Origin of the sequence: Luteibacter sp. 9135 (genome assembly GCF_000745005.1) — a bacterium.
GTDB lineage: Bacteria > Pseudomonadota > Gammaproteobacteria > Xanthomonadales > Rhodanobacteraceae > Luteibacter.
Genome location: NZ_JQNB01000001.1, coordinates 4,109,471 through 4,125,266 on the forward strand (window position 1 = coordinate 4,109,471; position 15,796 = coordinate 4,125,266).

A 15,796-nucleotide genomic window follows, 5' to 3' on the forward strand; every position below is an offset into this window, starting at 1 on the left:
CGACAATCGGCCCCCAGTCGTCCATGGCAGCCATGATGTCCGAGCCGTCCCCGCCCCGCGATCCTGAAATCGATCCGAACATTCGGGTAAGCCACCTCGACTTTCCGATCGTGGGTATCGGTACCTCGGCAGGCGGCCTTACGGCGCTGGCGCACTTTCTCGAGGCCCTGCCGGCCAAGCCGGGTATGGCCATCGTCATCGTGATGCACCTGTCGCCCAAGCACAACAGCATCGTTGACAAGATCCTGCAGCGATCCACCGCCATGCCCGTCACTCAGGTCACCGAGCCGATACCCCTGCGCAATAACGAGATCTACGTGATCTCGCCGCGCAGGGGCTTGTCGATGACGGACGGCTACCTGCGCCTGGTCGACCTGCATCGTCCGCGCGGCAAGCACGTGGCCATCGACTTCTTCTTCCGTACGCTGGCCGAAGTGCACCGTGAGCGCGCGATGGCGGTGGTGCTGACCGGAACCGGGTCCGACGGTTCAGTCGGCATTGCCAGGATCCGCGAGCGCGGCGGCATCACCTTCGCCCAGCACCCCGACGACGCCGAATATGATCAGATGCCCAGGGCAGCCATCGCCACCGGGGCTGTCGACATCGTCCTGCCTCTTGGCGAGTTGCCCGAGCGCATCCTGCATCTGGCGCGCGAAGCGGCCCGGATCTCGCTGCCTGAGCTGGGCGAGCCGCCGGATGTCGCCCCCGACGATCCGCCGCCCCCCGAGGGCTCCGCCGTCGACGAGGACGCCTTGCGCGACATCATGCTGATCCTGCGGGCGAAGACCAGCCACGACTTCAGCTCGTACAAGCGCGCCACCGTGCTGCGACGGATCGAGCGACGCATGCAGGTCAATGGCATCCAGACGTTGGAAGCCTATCGTGACTACCTGCACGACCATCCGAACGAGCGACCAGCCTTGCTCAAGGACATGCTCATCAGCGTGACCAACTTCTTTCGCGATCGTGATGCGTTCGAGGCGCTGGAAAGGGTGGTGATCCCGCAGCTGTTCGAGGCGGCCGGCGAAACGCAGCGGGTGCGCGCCTGGTGTGCCGGCTGTGCCACGGGTGAGGAGGCCTACTCCGTCGCCATGCTGCTTGCCGAGGCCGCGGCGCCCACCGGGGTGGCGGTGCAGGTGTTTGCCACGGACATCGACGACGAGGCCATCACGTATGCGCGGCATGGGTGCTACCCCTCCGCCGTCGTCACCGATATTCCCCCCAGCCGGGTCACCCGCTTCCTCACCCGCGACGACAACTTCTACCGGGTGGCCAAGCCGCTGCGCGAGCGAGTGCTGTTCGCCCGGCACAATGTTCTGCAGGATCCGCCGTTCTCCAAGCTCGACCTGATTACCTGCCGGAATCTGCTGATCTACCTGAACCGCGATATCCAGGCTCACGTGCTGGAGATGTTCCATTTCGCTTTGCGACCGGGCGGCTACCTGTTCCTGGGTAGCTCCGAGTCGGCCGACGTGGTTTCGAAGTTCTTCACGCCGATCGACAAGAAACAACGTATCTACCGGGCCAACCTGATTCCACGTGGCGGGCTCTACGTGCCTGTTCCGACGCGGCAGTTGCCCACGCAATCGGCCGTAGGCGTCGCCGCTCAGCAAGCGGCGCAGGAGCGCCGGAGCCGCTCGCTGGCCGACATCCACCGCAAGGCGGTCGAGGATCACCAGCCGCCGACCGTCCTGGTCGACCGCGACGGACACGTGGCACACATGTCCGAAAACGCGGGCGCGTACCTGCGGATGACCGGTGGCGCGCCGTCCTACCAGCTCACGTCGCTCGTCATCCCGGAGCTGAGGCTGGAGTTGCGCGCCTCACTGTTCCAGGCCTCCAAGGATGGCCGCAATGTGCGCTCGCCAGCCGTGCGCATGGAGCGCGACGGCAGGCTGTCCTCGATCACGATCGAGGTGCGACCGGTTCGCGACCAGGAAACCGGCGCCGGTTACCAGTTGGTGGTATTCCACGAGCAAGCCGCGGCGGAGAAGCCGCCGGGTGAGGAGGACGGCACCGAGCAGACGCCGATCCTGCTGCAGTTGGAGGAAGAACTCAAGCGCGCGAAGGAGCAGCTTCAGATCACCATCGAAGAGTCCGAAACCTCGGCCGAGGAGCTGAAAGCCTCCAACGAAGAGCTCCAGTCGATCAACGAAGAGCTCCGCTCCGCCACCGAGGAACTGGAAACCAGCAAGGAAGAACTTCAGTCGATCAATGAAGAATTGATCACGGTCAACCACGAGCTGAAGCTCAAGGTCGATGAAACCGCCAAGGTCAACGACGACCTGCACAACCTGGTTGTCTCCACCGATATCGCGACGGTCTTCGTCGATCGGGAGATGTGTATCAAGCGTTTCACGCCGCGCGCGGCCGATGTGTTCCGGCTGATCGCAGCCGACGTCGGCCGATCGCTGCTGGACCTCAACCACAGCCTGGACTATCCCGATCTGGCAGCCGATGCGGAGCAGGCCTTCCACTCGCTGCGCAATATCGACCGGGAAGTGGGCAGCCAGAACGGCCGCTGGTACATCGCGCGGATCCTCCCCTACCGTACGGCGGAGGACCGGATCGAGGGCGCGGTGCTCACCTTCATCGACATCACCCGGCGGCGCAACGCCGAAGAGACCGCGCGCAGCAGCGAGGAACGCATGCGTCTGGTCGCCGACAGCGCCGTGGATTACGCCATCATCACTACCGACCCCGAAGGCATCATCACGTCCTGGAGTCGCGGCGCCGAGCGTATCTTCCGCTATTCCGCCACCGATGCCATCGGCATGCATGGCGACCTGATCTTCACCCCGGAGGACCGTGCCCGCGGCGCGTTCCGACGCGAAATGGAAATCGCCAGCAACGAAGGCCGGGCCAACGACGACCGCTGGCACCTGCGCTCGGATGGTCAACGGATTTACTGCAGCGGCATCACCACCCCGCTGCGCCAGGGCGGATTCCACGGTTACGCGAAAATCGCACGCGACGTCACCGCCGACAAGCAACGTGAACGTGAGCGCGAAGAACTCCTGTCTGCGGAGAAAGCTTCCCGCGAGCAGGCACAGAGCGCCATCGAGCTGAAGGACGAGTTCCTCGCGGTCATGTCGCATGAACTAAAACATCCGCTCAACCTCATCCTCATGAATGCGGAACTGGTTGGCCGTTCGGCTGCGAAGCTGGAAGATCCGACCCTGCGCCGCGCCTCGGAGGCGATCCGCCGCACGGTCGAGGGCCAGGCGCAGATCATCGACGACCTGCTCGACCTTTCGCGACTCAACACCGGCAAGTTCGCATTGAACCTGGGCCCCGTGAACGTCAGCGAGTGCATCCGCCGCATAGTAGACGGCATGGAGGAGAACCTCGCTCGGCGCCATGTCGCTCTGGAGATGACGTTGCCTGCCGAGGATCTGGTCATCACGGCGGATGCGACGCGTGTCGAGCAAGTGGTCTGGAACCTGCTCAGCAATGCGCTGAAGTTTTCCCGCGATGGCGGTCACATCCGCGTCGCCATGGACGTCCGCACGGAGCAGGCGACGCTGCGCATCGAGGACGACGGCATCGGCATGCCAGCCGCGCTTGTGTCGAGGGTCTTCGACATGTTCGAACAGGGCAACGACGGGCGCAACCGCAGCGGCGGCCTCGGCATCGGGCTCGCACTCGTGCGACACCTGGTCGAGCTGCACGGGGGTACGGTGAGCGCCGCGTCCGACGGGGTGAATCGTGGCTCGGTCTTCACGGTGACCATCCCGCGGCACGCGGCCCTCAAGACCGAACCCGCAAGCGAAGACGCGCCACGTGAGGCGTCCAGCATCCTGCACGGGCGCGATATCCTGATCGTGGACGATTCCAGTGAACTGCTGCTGCCTTTTACCGAGTTGCTCGTGATGGAGGGTGCGCGTGTGGTCGCGGCGAATTCGGGTGCCGAGGCACTGGCCATCCTTGTCGAGGGGCAGTTCGACATCCTTCTTTCCGATATCGGCATGCCCGACATGGATGGACACGAGCTGGTGCGTCGGGTGCGTGCCATGCCAACCGCGCGCGACATGGTCGCGGTGGCGCTGACCGGCTTCGGCAGGCAGGTCGATCACCGTACGGCCCTGCAGGCGGGCTTCGACGCGCACCTGAGCAAGCCGGTCTCGATGACGGCCCTGATGCAGACGCTGACGCGCCTGTACCGGGCGAAGGATCAGGCCGCCGCAGGCTCGTGAGGCGCCGCTGTCGCGGCAAGCGGCAGTGTGATGCGCAACAGCGTGGCTGCGTCGTCGCCCAGTTGAAGATTGCCGCCGAAACGGACGGCGATCTCGCGAGCGGTCCACAGGTTGAGACCCTGGTTTCCCTCGAACGGGGCACGAGCGAGCACCGGACGCCTGCCGGTCGCCGCATCGAGCGAAAGACACATCGATGCGCCGCTACGCCACGCGCACAGGCGGGGTGCGGAGGCGGCCAGAAGCGTTACCTCTACCGCCACCCGCCGCATCAGGGCCTCCAGGGCCCTTGCCGGTACCGCGACATCGCCCGCATCGCCGTCGTACTCGATAGCGAGGCTCTCGTCGCCCAGATCAGTCAGGGCCGCCTCCAGGCACCTGCGCGGATTGGCGATCGCCTCGCCGCCTTCGGCGATATCGGCCATGGCGGCGAAGATCTCGCGCAGCATCCGTCCCAGAGACTCGCAGTCGTTCATCATCGTGGCTGCAACGCTCCGCGCCTTTCCCGTGTCGTTGTTGCGCAGCAGATGCTCGATCAATTCGGACTGCAGCAGCAGGCTGCCGAGCGGCGTGCTGAGCGCGTGAGCGGCATCGCGACGGAACCGGGCATCGTCATGGCTCACGGGATTCGTCGGGATGGTCATCGGATGTCCTTGGTCGCCGGCGTTCAAGCGTAAGCCGAATGGGACTGCAACTCCATGCAGCCTTCGGGAACGAATCCGTCGACAACGGCCCAACAACCGTCGTCCTCCTCGATCTTGAGTCTCACGCGACTGCCGACGCGCTGTCCCATGCTACGAGCCAGCCGCAGCGCGTGGCGAAAGCACTCGTCCTGCGTCGCGAACGCGCCCATGCGATGCTTCCCATGAAACACCTCCCATGGGAAAGCGCCGTGAGGCGGGGCCAGGGGAAGATAGAGGGTTTCGCAGGCATAAGTCAGAAGGCTCATGCAGTGCATGTATCAAGACGCGTGCCAACCGTCGGACGTGCCTCGCCGCAGGCCATGTAGCGCGCTTACAGGCCGGGGCCCAGGCTGGCGGCAGAAACAGTTGCCGTTGCGCCGGAAGTAATTACATGCCGGCCCGCCCCCTCTGCCACGCATTCAGCCGGCCGGCTGGAGTGCGACCTTGATCCAGCCTGGCTGCCGCTTATCGAACTGTTCATAGGCGCCGATCACGTCCGAAAGGGGCTCGTCTTGGGTCAGGATCGCCGTCGGCCGCACCCGCCCGGTCCGGACCAGTTCGACCAGCATGGGCACGTACTTCAAATGGTTGCAGTTGCCCATGCGGATGGTCAGGTTCTTGTTCATCGCCAAGCCGATTGGGAACAGGTTGTCCGTGGGTGGATAGACCCCGACGATCGAGATCGTCCCGGCCTTGGCCACCGCCTCGACGGCCCAGGCCAGCGACTGCATCGGGCCGTCACCGGCCTTGTAGTGCTCGCCTTCGGTGCGAGCCTCGGGCGAGGCTTTGCTGGCGTCCTCGGGGGAACGGGATGCCTTCGCGGCGCCTTCGTGCGCGTGTTCCGCATCGACGCCGACCGCGTCGATCACCGAGTCCACTCCTATCCCGCCTGTCAACGCCTTGATGGTGGCCACGGGATCTTCTTTCGAAAAATCCACGACCTCCGCGCCCTGGTTGCGGGCCATCTCGAGGCGATCCGCGTGCTGGTCGACCGCGATGACCCGTCCGGCGCCGAGCAGCTTCGCCGAAGCGATGGCGAACTGGCCCACCGGGCCGCAACCGAACACGGCAACGATATGCCCCGGCTTGATGCCAGCGATGTCCGCGCCGAAATAGCCGGTGGGGAAAATGTCGGAGATCAGGATGGCTTCGTCGTCACTGACCTCATCGGGCAAGCCGACCAGGTTGACGTGGGCGAACGGCACGCGCACTTTCTCCGCCTGCATGCCGTCTAGCCCGCCGGCTTCCTTCGGTCCACCATAGAAGGCCGTGCCTGGACCGTTCGGATTGGCGTTGTCGCATTGCGCGTAATAACCCGCGCGGCAGTACGCGCAATAGCCACAGGCTACCGTCGAAGGGACCACGACGCGGTCACCGACCTTGAGGTTGCGTACGCCGCTGCCGATGCTCTCGACTATGCCGACGCCCTCGTGGCCGAGGATCGTTCCCGGTTCGACGCCGGCCATGGTGCCGCGGATGAAATGCAAGTCGGTACCACAGATCGCGGAGCTGGTCAGGCGCACGATCGCATCGGTATCTTGTTGAAGCGTGGGCTCGGACACCTCATCGAGACGGATGTCGCCGAGGGCATGGAATACGACGGCTTTCATGGTTGTGCCTCCAGGGAAAGGCCTTCAACCTTACGAGCGCGACGTGAAAATTTTCCGCGGTGCGATGTCGATTTCCAACGACATTGGCAACGGGCATGACGTCCATTCCTTCCTTTGCATAAAGCTGCAGTCCGGCATCGCCAAGGCGTTGCTCGGCAAGGCGGTGCTAGCCGATGAGCTGCCCTTTGTCACTGGCATTCGCGAGTAAAGAAAAAGGCACTTAGATTTCTCTAAGTGCCTGATTCAAATTGGTGGGCCGTGTAAGATTCGAACTTACGACCAATTGATTAAGAGTCAACTGCTCTACCAACTGAGCTAACGGCCCGTTTTAAACTCGCAAACCACGTTGTAAGTGGGGTGGACGATGGGACTCGAACCCACGACATCCGGAATCACAATCCGGTACTCTAACCAGCTGAGCTACGCCCACCATAAAACACGTTCTGGCGCGCCCGACAGGAATCGAACCTGCAACCGTCGGCTTAGAAGGCCGATGCTCTATCCGGTTGAGCTACAGGCGCAGGCACTGTACGTAGAACGCCATTGGTCGGGGCAGAGGGATTCGAACCCCCGACATCCAGCTCCCAAAGCTGGCGCTCTACCAGACTGAGCTATACCCCGAACTTCTAAGCGACAGCCCCATCTACCGGGTTGAAGCCTTCAAATGTTACGGGTCTAACTCAAGCCCGTCAATCCGTATGAACACACCACACTTTCAACTATCGCTACCGTCGCGCTGACGCGGCGGCTTTCTGCTTAAAGATGGTGCGCCCGGAGAGATTCGAACTCCCGACCACCAAGTTCGTAGCCTGGTACTCTATCCAACTGAGCTACGGGCGCACACTTTGAAACGTTGACCCCGGCGATAACGTTGGGAGTCGTTAGCGCCGTGCCGAGAAGCGGAATTATTCAGATATCGAGGCTGTGCGTCAACACTTTTCTGAAACTTTTTTCGTAACCGGATAACGCCACGTTCAATTAGCCGTCCGAATGCGCCTTCGCACGCATGCGAAATCAAGCCACCGGCCGGACCTCCGATACGCGAAGGCGGCCCGGAGGCCGCCTTCTTCGATCAGATCTGCGTGGCCGGATTACCGACCTTGTCCGGCGCCGCACCGGCGTCACCGCGCGGCGGAGGCGGCGGGGGCGTGGAGCCCGGCTTCTGCCAGTCGGCCGGCGGGCCCGGCTCGCGACCGTTCATGATGTCGTCGATCTGTCGCGCATCGATGGTTTCGTACAGCAGCAGGGCCTCGGCCATGATGTGCAGCTTGTCGATGTTGGTCGTGAGCAGCTCCTTGCTGCGCGCATAGGCGCGATCGAGGATGGTGCGCACCACCTCGTCGATCTTGCGCGCGGTCTCGTTGGAGACGCTCTTGTGCTGCGTCACCGAGCGACCGATGAATACCTCGTCTTCTTCCTCGCCGTACATGACCGGACCCAGCTCGTCGGACAAGCCCCACTTGGTCGCCATGTTGCGTGCCATCTTCGTGGCGCGCTCGATGTCGTTGGATGCGCCGGTGGTGATCTTGTCATGGCCGAAGATCACCTCCTCCGCCACGCGACCGCCGTACAGCGAGCACAGCTGCGATTCGATCGCCACCTTGTTCAGGCTGTACCGGTCGCCCTCGGGCAGGTACATGGTGACGCCGAGCGCACGGCCGCGCGGGATGATGGTGACCTTGTAGACGGGATCGTGCTCCGGCACCAGGCGACCAATGATGGCGTGGCCGGCCTCGTGATAAGCGGTGAGCTTCTTTTCTTCGTCGTTCATGGCCATGGAGCGGCGCTCGGCACCCATGAGGATCTTGTCGCGGGCACGATCCAGGTGGCTCATGCGCACTTCGCGGGCGTTCTCGCGGGCAGCGAACAACGCGGCCTCGTTGACGAGGTTGGCAAGGTCCGCGCCGGAAAAGCCGGGCGTGCCGCGCGCGATGACCATGGCCTCCACGTCGGTGGCCGTGGGCACCTTACGCATGTGCACCTTGAGGATCTGCTCGCGGCCCTTCACGTCGGGCAAGCCGACGACCACCTGGCGGTCGAAGCGACCCGGACGCAGCAGCGCGGGATCGAGCACATCCGGGCGGTTGGTGGCGGCGATGACGATGATGCCCTCGGTACCCTCGAAGCCGTCCATCTCGACCAGCAGCTGGTTGAGTGTCTGCTCGCGCTCGTCGTGACCGCCACCCATGCCGGCGCCACGATGGCGGCCGACGGCGTCGATCTCGTCGATGAAGATGATGCAGGGCGCGTGCTTCTTGGCCTGCTCGAACATGTCACGGACGCGGCTGGCGCCGACGCCCACGAACATCTCGACGAAATCCGAACCGGAGATCGAGAAGAACGGCACCTTGGCTTCGCCGGCGATGGCCTTGGCCAGCAGCGTCTTGCCGGTACCCGGAGGACCGACCATCAACACGCCGCGTGGAATCTTGCCGCCGAGTTTCTGGAACTTGCCGGGGTCGCGCAGGAACTCGACCAATTCGCCGACTTCCTCCTTCGCCTCGTCGCAGCCCGCGACGTCGCTGAAGTTGACCTTGACCTGGTCTTCGCCCTGCAGCTTGGCGCGCGAACGCCCGAAGCTCATGGCGCCGCGACCGCCGGAGCCGGCCTGCATCTGGCGCATGAACCAGATCAGCACGGCCACGAAGATGATGATGGGCAGCCAGTTGAAGACCAGGCCGAGCAGCGAGAAGCCGTTGTCGGCGGGCTCCTGGCGAAGCTCGACACCCTTGTCGCGCATCTGCTTGACCAGATCGCTGGAGGAAAGGCCGACCACGGGGACCACCGTGCGGTACGCCCCACCGTCTTTCAGCTTGCCCGTGATGGTGGGCGGTGCCGTGGAGGTGATGGTGCCGCTGGCGACGTTCCCGTTATCCACCTGCTGGGCGAACGTCGTGTAGGACATGTCCTGCGACGAGCCACTGTGCGGGTTGAAGGTCTGGAACACGGTCAGGAGGACCACCGCAATGATCAGCCAGAGCAACAGATTTTTTGCCATCTCATTCATGCGCGGTTCTCGCCTGGTTGCCGGGACGCGGATTTGAGCCCGGTCGCCAGTGCATACACCTCCGGCGAACGAGCGCGGGAGGCTTTGGGTTTACGCATCGTCACGCGACTGAAGTCAGCGCGCAAGGTCTTGAGGTACTCGTCGAATCCCACGCCCTGGAACAGCTTCACCAGGAACGACCCTCCCGGCTTGAGCCAGTCGAGACTGAACTGCCGGGCCAGGTCGCAAAGGTCCATCGCGCGGATCTGGTCGGCCAGTGCCACACCGGACATATTGGGGGCCATGTCCGAGAGGACAAGATCGACCTTGCGGCCTTCGAGCAGGGCTTCCAGCTCGCGAAGCACCGTTTCCTCGCGGAAATCGCCCTGCATGAAGTCCACGCCGGCCAGGCTGGCCATGGGCAGGATGTCCAGGGCGATCACCTTGCCGGTGTCGCCCATGCGCTGGCGGGCCAGCTGCGACCAGCCGCCGGGAGCGGCCCCGAGGTCGACCACGGTCATGCCGGGCTTGATCAGGCGGTCGCGCTCGATCAGTTCCTCGAGCTTGTAGATGGCGCGCGAACGGGCACCCTCGGCCTGAGCCTTCTTGACGTAAGGATCGTCGAAGTGCTCTTTCAGCCAACGGGAGCTGGTCTTGCTGCGTGCCATGGGCTTTTGACCGGATACTTAATAAGGAGCAGGCCTTGCATGATACCCTTTGCCACCTGTCCGCCGCACATCGAACCTGAACGCAATGTCGCTTTCCCCTACACAGCGCCGCTACCTCCGCAGCCTCGCCCACGATCTCCGACCGGTCATCCTGCTCGGTAACAAGGGCGCGACCGAGGCTGTGGCGAAGGAACTGGCCCAGGCCCTGGATATTCACGAGCTGGTCAAGGTCAAGCTTTCCGGCGGCGACAAGGACGAGCGCCAGGCCCAGATCGCCTTCCTGTCCGGCCAGACCGGTGCCGAGAACGTCCAGGAAATCGGCCACATCGTCGTCCTGTTCCGCCGGAACGAGCAGGACCCGAAGCTCGCCCTGCCCCGGTAAACCAGCATGGACCTGTCGTTCGAACACCCGGGTGAGTATCTTTTCGTCCGCCGCGTGGGCGCCGATACGGTCACCATCGTCGATCGCGATTTCCATCGCAGCCTGCTGCTCACACCGGAACAGGTGGTCGAGGATTGGGCCGTCACCGATGCCAGCCAGCTTTCGGCCGACGATGTGGCCACGTTTGTTGCCCTGGCGCCGGAACTGGTGCTACTGGGTACCGGCGAGCGCCAGGTGTTCCCGCCAGCCGCCTTCATGGCCGGCCTACTGAAGAAGGGCATCGGCGTGGAGGCCATGACCAACGGCTCCGCCGCGCGCACCTACAGCCTGTTGGCCGGCGAGGGTCGCAAGGTCCTGGCCGCCTTCATCCTGCCCGCAGGCTGATCCCATGCGCTGGCTCGTCCTCGGCGCGGGCGGGACCGGCGGCTACTTCGGGGGCCGCCTGGCCCAGTCCGGCGCGGATGTCACCTTCCTGGTCCGCCCCGAGCGGGAAGCAGCGCTGGCCGCTCGCGGCCTGACCATCCGGAGTCCCTTCGGCGACGCCACGCTGGCCGTCCAAACCACTACGGCCGCAACCGTCGGCGACGCCGGCGCCTTCGACGTAGTGCTGCTGTCCTGCAAGGCCTACGACCTGCACTCGGCGATCGAAGCCATCGATCCCGCGGTCGGCGAACGGACGGTCATCCTGCCGATCCTCAACGGGCTGGCCCATTACCCCGCGCTGGACAGCCGCTTCGGGCAGGACCAGGTCCTGGGCGGCCTGTGCTTCATCAGCGCGACCAAAGGCCCCGAGGGCGACATCCTCCACCTGGGCAGCGGCGCTTCGGTGACCTTTGGCGAACGCGACGGCCAGCTGCACGACGGCCGTTGCGCGGCCATCGCGCAGGCCTTTGCCGCGGCGGGTGTGGATCATGTCCACGCAAGCGATATCCAGCGCGCCCTCTGGGCCAAGTTCACCTTCATCACCACCCTCGCCGGCGCGACATGCCTGTTTCGCGCCACCGTCGGCGACATCCTTGCCACGAACGACGGCGGCGAGCTAATGGGTCGCCTCTACGAGGAATGCCTGGCGGTAGCGCGCGACGCCGGCCATCCGGTACCCGATGCAGCACGCTCGGTGGCGTGGAAAACCTTCACGCAGGAAGGCTCGCCGGTCACCGCCTCCATGCTGCGCGATCTCGAGTCGGGCCAACGCGTCGAAGCGGATCATCTGGTCGGCGACATGCTGCGGCGGGCACGCGAGGCGGGCATCACCGCACCGATGCTCGAGGTGGCGTACGCCCATCTCCAGGCCTTCGAAACCCGCACCCTAAAACACCACGCCTCCTGATGCCGCGCGGCCGCCCGCGTTGCTCCAACACCCCGGTACGCCCTGATCGCGCACATCGTGCGCCCCTACAACCGGCGTTGGATCCGGGTGCGCGTGGCGCGGGGATTATTTCTGCGGCAGGTATTGCAGGGGGTCGACGGGGTTGCCGTCGCGGCGGATCTGGAATTGCAGTTCGTCGCGCGTGGCGCCGGATGAACCCATCTCGGCCACCGACTGGCCGGCCTTCACCTTTTCGCCTTCCTTGACCAGTCGCTTGCGGTTGTGGCCGTAGGCGGAGAGGAAGCTGTCACTGTGCTTGATGATAACCAGCTCGCCGTAGCCGACCAGCCCGTTGCCGCTGTAGACGACCACGCCATCTGCGGCGGCGCGCACGGGGTCGCCGGCCTTGCCGGCGACCTCGATGCCGGGAATGGCGTCGCCGGAGGCGAACTTCTTGATCAGCGTGCCATCCGCCGGCCAGCGCCAGTTGATGCCGCCGGCGCTGCGGGTGGCGCCGCTGGCGACGATGGGGGTGGCGGCCGGCGGATTTTCCACCGGTGCGGGCGCGGTGGCCGGGGCCGTCGGGGGCGGCACGACCGACTCGGCCGGCTTGCCGGCGACGACGACCGGGGTGTTGGTGGTGGTCGCGGGGGCCGGCACGGAAGACGCCGCCGTGGCGGCGGCGGCACCCACCGGGGGCAGAGGCGGCGCGGTAGCGGGCGACACCGTACCGGGAGGCACCGCGGCAGGCGGCGTCGAAGCCACCGGCATACCGACGGATGGCGCCACATGAGCCGGGTGACCGGCGGGCGGCGGCACCGCGGCGATCACCGGTGCCGTGGTATGGGCCGCTGCCGGCCTGGCGCCTTCATGGCCCGGCGGCGACAGGCGCAGGTCCTGCCCCGGCCAGATGGTGAACGGCGAGGCGATGTTGTTCCAGCCGGCCAGGTCGCGGAAATCGACCTTGTTACGGAAAGCGATGCTGTAGAGCGTGTCGCCCTTCACCACCCGGTAGCTGCCGCCGGGCGGGGGCGGCGGCGACGGAGCGTTCGACGACGACGAGGTATAGCTGCCGGGCGCACGCGTTACCACGACCGAACTGGTGGGCGTGCAGGCGGAAAGGACCACGGCCACGCCGAGCACGACGGCCGGGGCCAGCGGACGGAGCATGGCCATCGCGGATTTCCTTTCTCGGTCGTTCATCGCAACAGGAACCACCACAAGGCCAGGAGGACGACGGCCACGATAACAGCCCAGCCTATCCACTCGATGTGTTTACGGAGCATCTTTTCGGCACGCTCGCCGAAGATACGGATGAGCAGGGCCAGCAGCCACACGCGCTTGCCGCGCCCGACCAGCATGCAGACCAGGAACGGCAGCAGCGGCACGCCGACGATGCCCGACGCCCAGGTGACGAACTTCATCGGCACCACGGGCTGCAGCGCCGCCATCGCCAGCACGATGTAGAGCCCGAACGAATGCGAGGCCATGTCCTTCTGCAGGTTTTCCACGCCGCGCATGATCGGCGCCAGCAGGTGCATCGAATCGAGCAGCGGCTTCAGCGCCTCGAAGGCGAAATGGCCCAGCATGTAGCCGACCAGCGAACCGAGCAGCGAGAACAGCAGGCTCCAGTTCGCGTAGCGAAACGCCTTGCGCGGCTCCGCCAGCATCATCGGCGCCAGCATTACCTCGGGCATCACCGGGAAGATGAAGGCCTCGACGAAGGACAGGACCGCCAGGTAGCGAACAGCGTGACGATGGCGCGCCCAGACGATGGCGCGTTCGTAAAGCGACGAAAACATCCGCATTCAGCGGTTTCCCTTATGGTGTGACGGCATCAGCCGATGCCGCCGAGGAGCGGCACGAAACTCACGGGCCCCAGTTCCTCGCGGACCACCGTGCCGTCGTCGCCCTTGCGCAGCCGCACCAGCAACTGCTGGCTCGGGCCGCCCACGGGAGCCACCAGCACCCCGCCCGGCCGCAGCTGGTCGAGCAATTTGGTCGGCACGCGGTCGCCCGCGGCGGTAAGGATGATGGCATCGAACGGTGCGTCGGATTCCCAGCCCAGCTTGCCGTCGTCGTGACGGGAGCGGAGGTTCTCGATGCCCAGCTGGCGGAAACGGCGGCGCGCCTGGCGCAGCAGTTCCTCGATGCGCTCCACGGTGTACACCGTGGGCACGATGCCCGCGAGCACGGCGGCCTGGTAGCCGGAGCCGGTGCCGATCTCGAGGACGCGCCCGGGCACCTCGCGCTCGATCAGCGCCTCGGTCATGCGGGCGACGATCCACGGCTGCGAGATGGTCTGGCCGTGGCCGATCGGCAGCGCGGTGTTCTCGTAGGCGCGCGAATGCAGCGCCTGGTCGATGAAATGATGACGTGGCAGCTGGCGGATGACCTCCAGCACGCGCTCGTCGCGAATGCCTTCCTCGACCAGCTTGGTGACAAGGCGATCCCGTGCGCGCTGGGAGGTCATGCCTTCGCCGCGCAGGGCCGAGGGCGGAAGAGCGTGCAGGTTCACCATGTCAGGCGGCCTCCTCGCTGTCCATCGCCGAGGACAGCGCCAGCATCCAGCTGCTGACCTTTTCCAGGGCCTGGAAACGCGTGAGGTCGGTGTGTATCGGCGTGACCGACACATAGCCACGGCGCACCGCGTCGAAATCCGTACCGGGACCGGCGTCGTCGATCTCGCCCGGCGGACCGATCCACCACAGGGGGCGACCACGGGGGTCTTCGGTGCGGATGGCCGGCGCGGCGCGATGACGGCGTCCCAGGCGGGTGACCTCGAAACCGCGGATCGCCTCCCACGGGAGGTCGGGCACGTTGACGTTGAGGATGGTGTCGGCCGGCAGGGGGTCGACGACCAGGCGCTGCATCAGCATGAGCACGGCGCTGGCGGCCGAATCGAAGTGACGGCCCGTGCCCTCGCCCGTGACCAGCGAGACCGCGATGGCCGGCAGACCGAGGAACCGGCCTTCCATCGCCGCCGAGACCGTACCGGAATAGATGACGTCGTCGCCCAGGTTGGCGACGTTGTTGATGCCCGACACGACGATGTCGGTGGTGTGCTCGAGCAGGCCGGACAAGGCGAGATGCACGCAGTCGGTGGGCGTACCGGCCACGCGATAGAAGCCGTTGTCCATGCGCTGCGCACGGATGGGCGCATCGAGGGTGAGCGAGTTGCTCGCCCCCGACCGGTCGCGGTCCGGCGCCACCACCGTCACCGTGCCGAACTCGCCCAGACGTCCGGCGAGAATCCGGATACCCGGAGCCTCCACGCCGTCGTCGTTGCTCACCAGAACTTGCATGCTGATCCAGATCGAAAAACGGGTGCGGCGACCCCACCCCTGGTGGTAGTCGCCCGACCCGGCAAGTCTACCGGACCGGGCAGCGGGATTCACGAAAGGCCAGCTAGGATGTCGGACATGAAGCGACGCGCGCCTACGGTCAATGACGACGACAGCCTGCTGTTTCGCCAGGCGATCGGCGACGTTCGGCCCATGGCGCCCGTGGAAACCCGGCCGGAGCGCCCGCGGCCGGCGCCCCATCCGCACATGCGCGACGCGGACGAAGCCGCCGTGCCGGCGGATTCCCTGCTGTTCGACTACGACCCGGCCGACCTGGAAGTGGGCGAAGAGCTGTTCTACCTGCGCGACGGCTATCCACCCAAGCTGCTGAAGCAGCTCAAGCGCGGCCAGTTCAGCATCCAGGCCGAGGTGGACCTGCACCAGATGAACGCCGCGGCCGCGCAACTGAGCATCGCCGACTTCCTCGCCGAATGCCGGCACGACGGCCTGCGTTGCGTGCGGATCATCCATGGCAAGGGCCTGCGCTCGAAAGCCGCCGGCCCCGTCCTGAAAGGGCTGACCGACCGGCTGCTGCGGCGCCGCGACGACGTGGTCGCGTTCGCCTCCGCCCGGCCGATGCAGGGCGGCACCGGCGCGGTGGTGGTCCTGCTCAAGGGCTGA

The 15,796-nt window shown here is 65.4% G+C and carries 14 protein-coding genes and 5 tRNA genes; 6 read left to right on the forward strand and 13 right to left on the reverse strand.

The genetic code is table 11. The features are described from left to right. Positions 1-35 precede the first annotated feature (35 nt). Positions 36-4,196 (forward strand): CheR family methyltransferase, encoded by a 4,161-nt coding sequence (locus FA89_RS17320; RefSeq protein ID WP_081916738.1) that lies wholly within the window; start codon positions 36-38, stop codon positions 4,194-4,196. Here FA89_RS17320 and FA89_RS17325 read toward each other — a convergent pair. Together FA89_RS17325 and FA89_RS17335 are read right to left on the reverse strand one after the other, a co-directional pair. After that, on the reverse strand, positions 4,175-4,837 hold the full coding sequence (locus FA89_RS17325) for a hypothetical protein (RefSeq protein WP_036142659.1): 663 nt from the start codon (positions 4,835-4,837) through the stop codon (positions 4,175-4,177). The genes FA89_RS17320 and FA89_RS17325 overlap by 22 nt on opposite strands. 458 nt (positions 4,838-5,295) lie before the next feature. Further along, positions 5,296-6,486, reverse strand: a complete 1,191-nt coding sequence (locus tag FA89_RS17335; protein WP_036142664.1) for a zinc-dependent alcohol dehydrogenase — start codon at positions 6,484-6,486, stop codon at positions 5,296-5,298. A 43-nt stretch (positions 6,487-6,529) separates the two neighbouring features. On the opposite strand from FA89_RS17335, the gene FA89_RS17340 reads away from it, so the two are divergent. Further along, positions 6,530-6,694, forward strand: coding sequence for a hypothetical protein (locus FA89_RS17340; protein WP_185754453.1), 165 nt, complete (start codon positions 6,530-6,532; stop codon positions 6,692-6,694). 41 nt (positions 6,695-6,735) lie between these two features. Here FA89_RS17340 and FA89_RS17345 read toward each other — a convergent pair. The 7 genes from FA89_RS17345 to rlmE form a co-directional block, all read right to left on the reverse strand. After that, positions 6,736-6,811 (reverse strand) — tRNA-Lys (locus FA89_RS17345). A gap of 28 nt (positions 6,812-6,839) precedes the next feature. Continuing rightward, positions 6,840-6,916 (reverse strand) — tRNA-His (locus FA89_RS17350). Positions 6,917-6,930: 14 nt separating this feature from the next. Further along, a tRNA-Arg gene (locus FA89_RS17355) sits at positions 6,931-7,007 on the reverse strand. Positions 7,008-7,030: 23 nt separating this feature from the next. Continuing rightward, positions 7,031-7,107, reverse strand: a tRNA-Pro gene (locus tag FA89_RS17360). Between the two features lie 142 nt (positions 7,108-7,249). Further along, positions 7,250-7,326: transfer RNA gene (locus FA89_RS17365), tRNA-Arg, on the reverse strand. Positions 7,327-7,558: 232 nt separating this feature from the next. Beyond that, positions 7,559-9,493: an ATP-dependent zinc metalloprotease FtsH gene (gene ftsH, locus FA89_RS17370; RefSeq protein WP_185754454.1), complete on the reverse strand. Its 1,935-nt coding sequence runs from the start codon at positions 9,491-9,493 to the stop codon at positions 7,559-7,561. Further along, the gene (gene rlmE / locus FA89_RS17375; RefSeq protein WP_036142669.1) at positions 9,490-10,140 is read right to left on the reverse strand and encodes a 23S rRNA (uridine(2552)-2'-O)-methyltransferase RlmE; all 651 of its coding nucleotides are present in this window, start codon (positions 10,138-10,140) and stop codon (positions 9,490-9,492) included. Before rlmE ends, ftsH begins: the two co-directional genes overlap by 4 nt. An 85-nt stretch (positions 10,141-10,225) precedes the next feature. Between rlmE and FA89_RS17380 the strand changes: the two genes are divergently transcribed. From FA89_RS17380 to panE, 3 genes are read left to right on the forward strand one after another with little or no spacing between them, the layout of a single operon-like run. Continuing rightward, positions 10,226-10,522, forward strand: a complete 297-nt coding sequence (locus tag FA89_RS17380) for a YhbY family RNA-binding protein (RefSeq protein ID WP_036112039.1) — start codon at positions 10,226-10,228, stop codon at positions 10,520-10,522. 6 nt (positions 10,523-10,528) lie between these two features. Beyond that, the gene (locus FA89_RS17385; RefSeq protein WP_036142671.1) at positions 10,529-10,906 is read left to right on the forward strand and encodes an Mth938-like domain-containing protein; all 378 of its coding nucleotides are present in this window, start codon (positions 10,529-10,531) and stop codon (positions 10,904-10,906) included. A 4-nt stretch (positions 10,907-10,910) separates the two neighbouring features. Further along, complete coding sequence (panE, locus tag FA89_RS17390; protein ID WP_036142674.1) at positions 10,911-11,852, forward strand: 2-dehydropantoate 2-reductase; 942 nt, start codon at positions 10,911-10,913, stop codon at positions 11,850-11,852. 105 nt (positions 11,853-11,957) lie between these two features. On the opposite strand, the gene FA89_RS17395 is transcribed toward panE, so the two are convergent. Genes FA89_RS17395 through surE form a run of 4 tightly spaced genes read right to left on the reverse strand, consistent with a single transcriptional unit; the run spans position 11,958 to position 15,136 of the window. Beyond that, the gene (locus FA89_RS17395) at positions 11,958-13,007 is read right to left on the reverse strand and encodes a peptidoglycan DD-metalloendopeptidase family protein (RefSeq protein WP_036142677.1); all 1,050 of its coding nucleotides are present in this window, start codon (positions 13,005-13,007) and stop codon (positions 11,958-11,960) included. Positions 13,008-13,030: 23 nt separating this feature from the next. Next, positions 13,031-13,639 carry a YqaA family protein gene (locus FA89_RS17400; protein ID WP_036142679.1) on the reverse strand — a complete coding sequence of 203 codons (609 nt, stop codon included), beginning with the start codon at positions 13,637-13,639 and terminating at the stop codon, positions 13,031-13,033. A 29-nt stretch (positions 13,640-13,668) separates the two neighbouring features. After that, complete coding sequence (locus FA89_RS17405; protein ID WP_036142683.1) at positions 13,669-14,352, reverse strand: protein-L-isoaspartate(D-aspartate) O-methyltransferase; 684 nt, start codon at positions 14,350-14,352, stop codon at positions 13,669-13,671. Between the two features lies 1 nt (position 14,353). Further along, on the reverse strand, positions 14,354-15,136 hold the full coding sequence (gene surE, locus FA89_RS17410; RefSeq protein WP_036142685.1) for a 5'/3'-nucleotidase SurE: 783 nt from the start codon (positions 15,134-15,136) through the stop codon (positions 14,354-14,356). A 117-nt stretch (positions 15,137-15,253) separates the two neighbouring features. Between surE and FA89_RS17415 the strand changes: the two genes are divergently transcribed. Continuing rightward, positions 15,254-15,796: a Smr/MutS family protein gene (locus tag FA89_RS17415; RefSeq protein ID WP_036144737.1), complete on the forward strand. Its 543-nt coding sequence runs from the start codon at positions 15,254-15,256 to the stop codon at positions 15,794-15,796.

What these genes read in the sequence shown, in the direction of transcription:
- FA89_RS17320 (WP_081916738.1), top strand. Translation starts at nt 36, where the DNA reads ATGTCCGAGCCGTCCCCGCCCCGCGATCCTGAAATCGATCCGAACATT.
- FA89_RS17325 (WP_036142659.1), bottom strand. Translation starts at nt 4,837, where the DNA reads ATGACCATCCCGACGAATCCCGTGAGCCATGACGATGCCCGGTTCCGT.
- FA89_RS17335 (WP_036142664.1), bottom strand. Translation starts at nt 6,486, where the DNA reads ATGAAAGCCGTCGTATTCCATGCCCTCGGCGACATCCGTCTCGATGAG.
- ftsH (WP_185754454.1), bottom strand. Translation starts at nt 9,493, where the DNA reads ATGAATGAGATGGCAAAAAATCTGTTGCTCTGGCTGATCATTGCGGTG.
- rlmE (WP_036142669.1), bottom strand. Translation starts at nt 10,140, where the DNA reads ATGGCACGCAGCAAGACCAGCTCCCGTTGGCTGAAAGAGCACTTCGAC.
- FA89_RS17380 (WP_036112039.1), top strand. Translation starts at nt 10,226, where the DNA reads ATGTCGCTTTCCCCTACACAGCGCCGCTACCTCCGCAGCCTCGCCCAC.
- FA89_RS17385 (WP_036142671.1), top strand. Translation starts at nt 10,529, where the DNA reads ATGGACCTGTCGTTCGAACACCCGGGTGAGTATCTTTTCGTCCGCCGC.
- panE (WP_036142674.1), top strand. Translation starts at nt 10,911, where the DNA reads ATGCGCTGGCTCGTCCTCGGCGCGGGCGGGACCGGCGGCTACTTCGGG.
- FA89_RS17395 (WP_036142677.1), bottom strand. Translation starts at nt 13,007, where the DNA reads ATGGCCATGCTCCGTCCGCTGGCCCCGGCCGTCGTGCTCGGCGTGGCC.
- FA89_RS17400 (WP_036142679.1), bottom strand. Translation starts at nt 13,639, where the DNA reads ATGCGGATGTTTTCGTCGCTTTACGAACGCGCCATCGTCTGGGCGCGC.
- FA89_RS17405 (WP_036142683.1), bottom strand. Translation starts at nt 14,352, where the DNA reads ATGGTGAACCTGCACGCTCTTCCGCCCTCGGCCCTGCGCGGCGAAGGC.
- surE (WP_036142685.1), bottom strand. Translation starts at nt 15,136, where the DNA reads ATGCAAGTTCTGGTGAGCAACGACGACGGCGTGGAGGCTCCGGGTATC.
- FA89_RS17415 (WP_036144737.1), top strand. Translation starts at nt 15,254, where the DNA reads ATGAAGCGACGCGCGCCTACGGTCAATGACGACGACAGCCTGCTGTTT.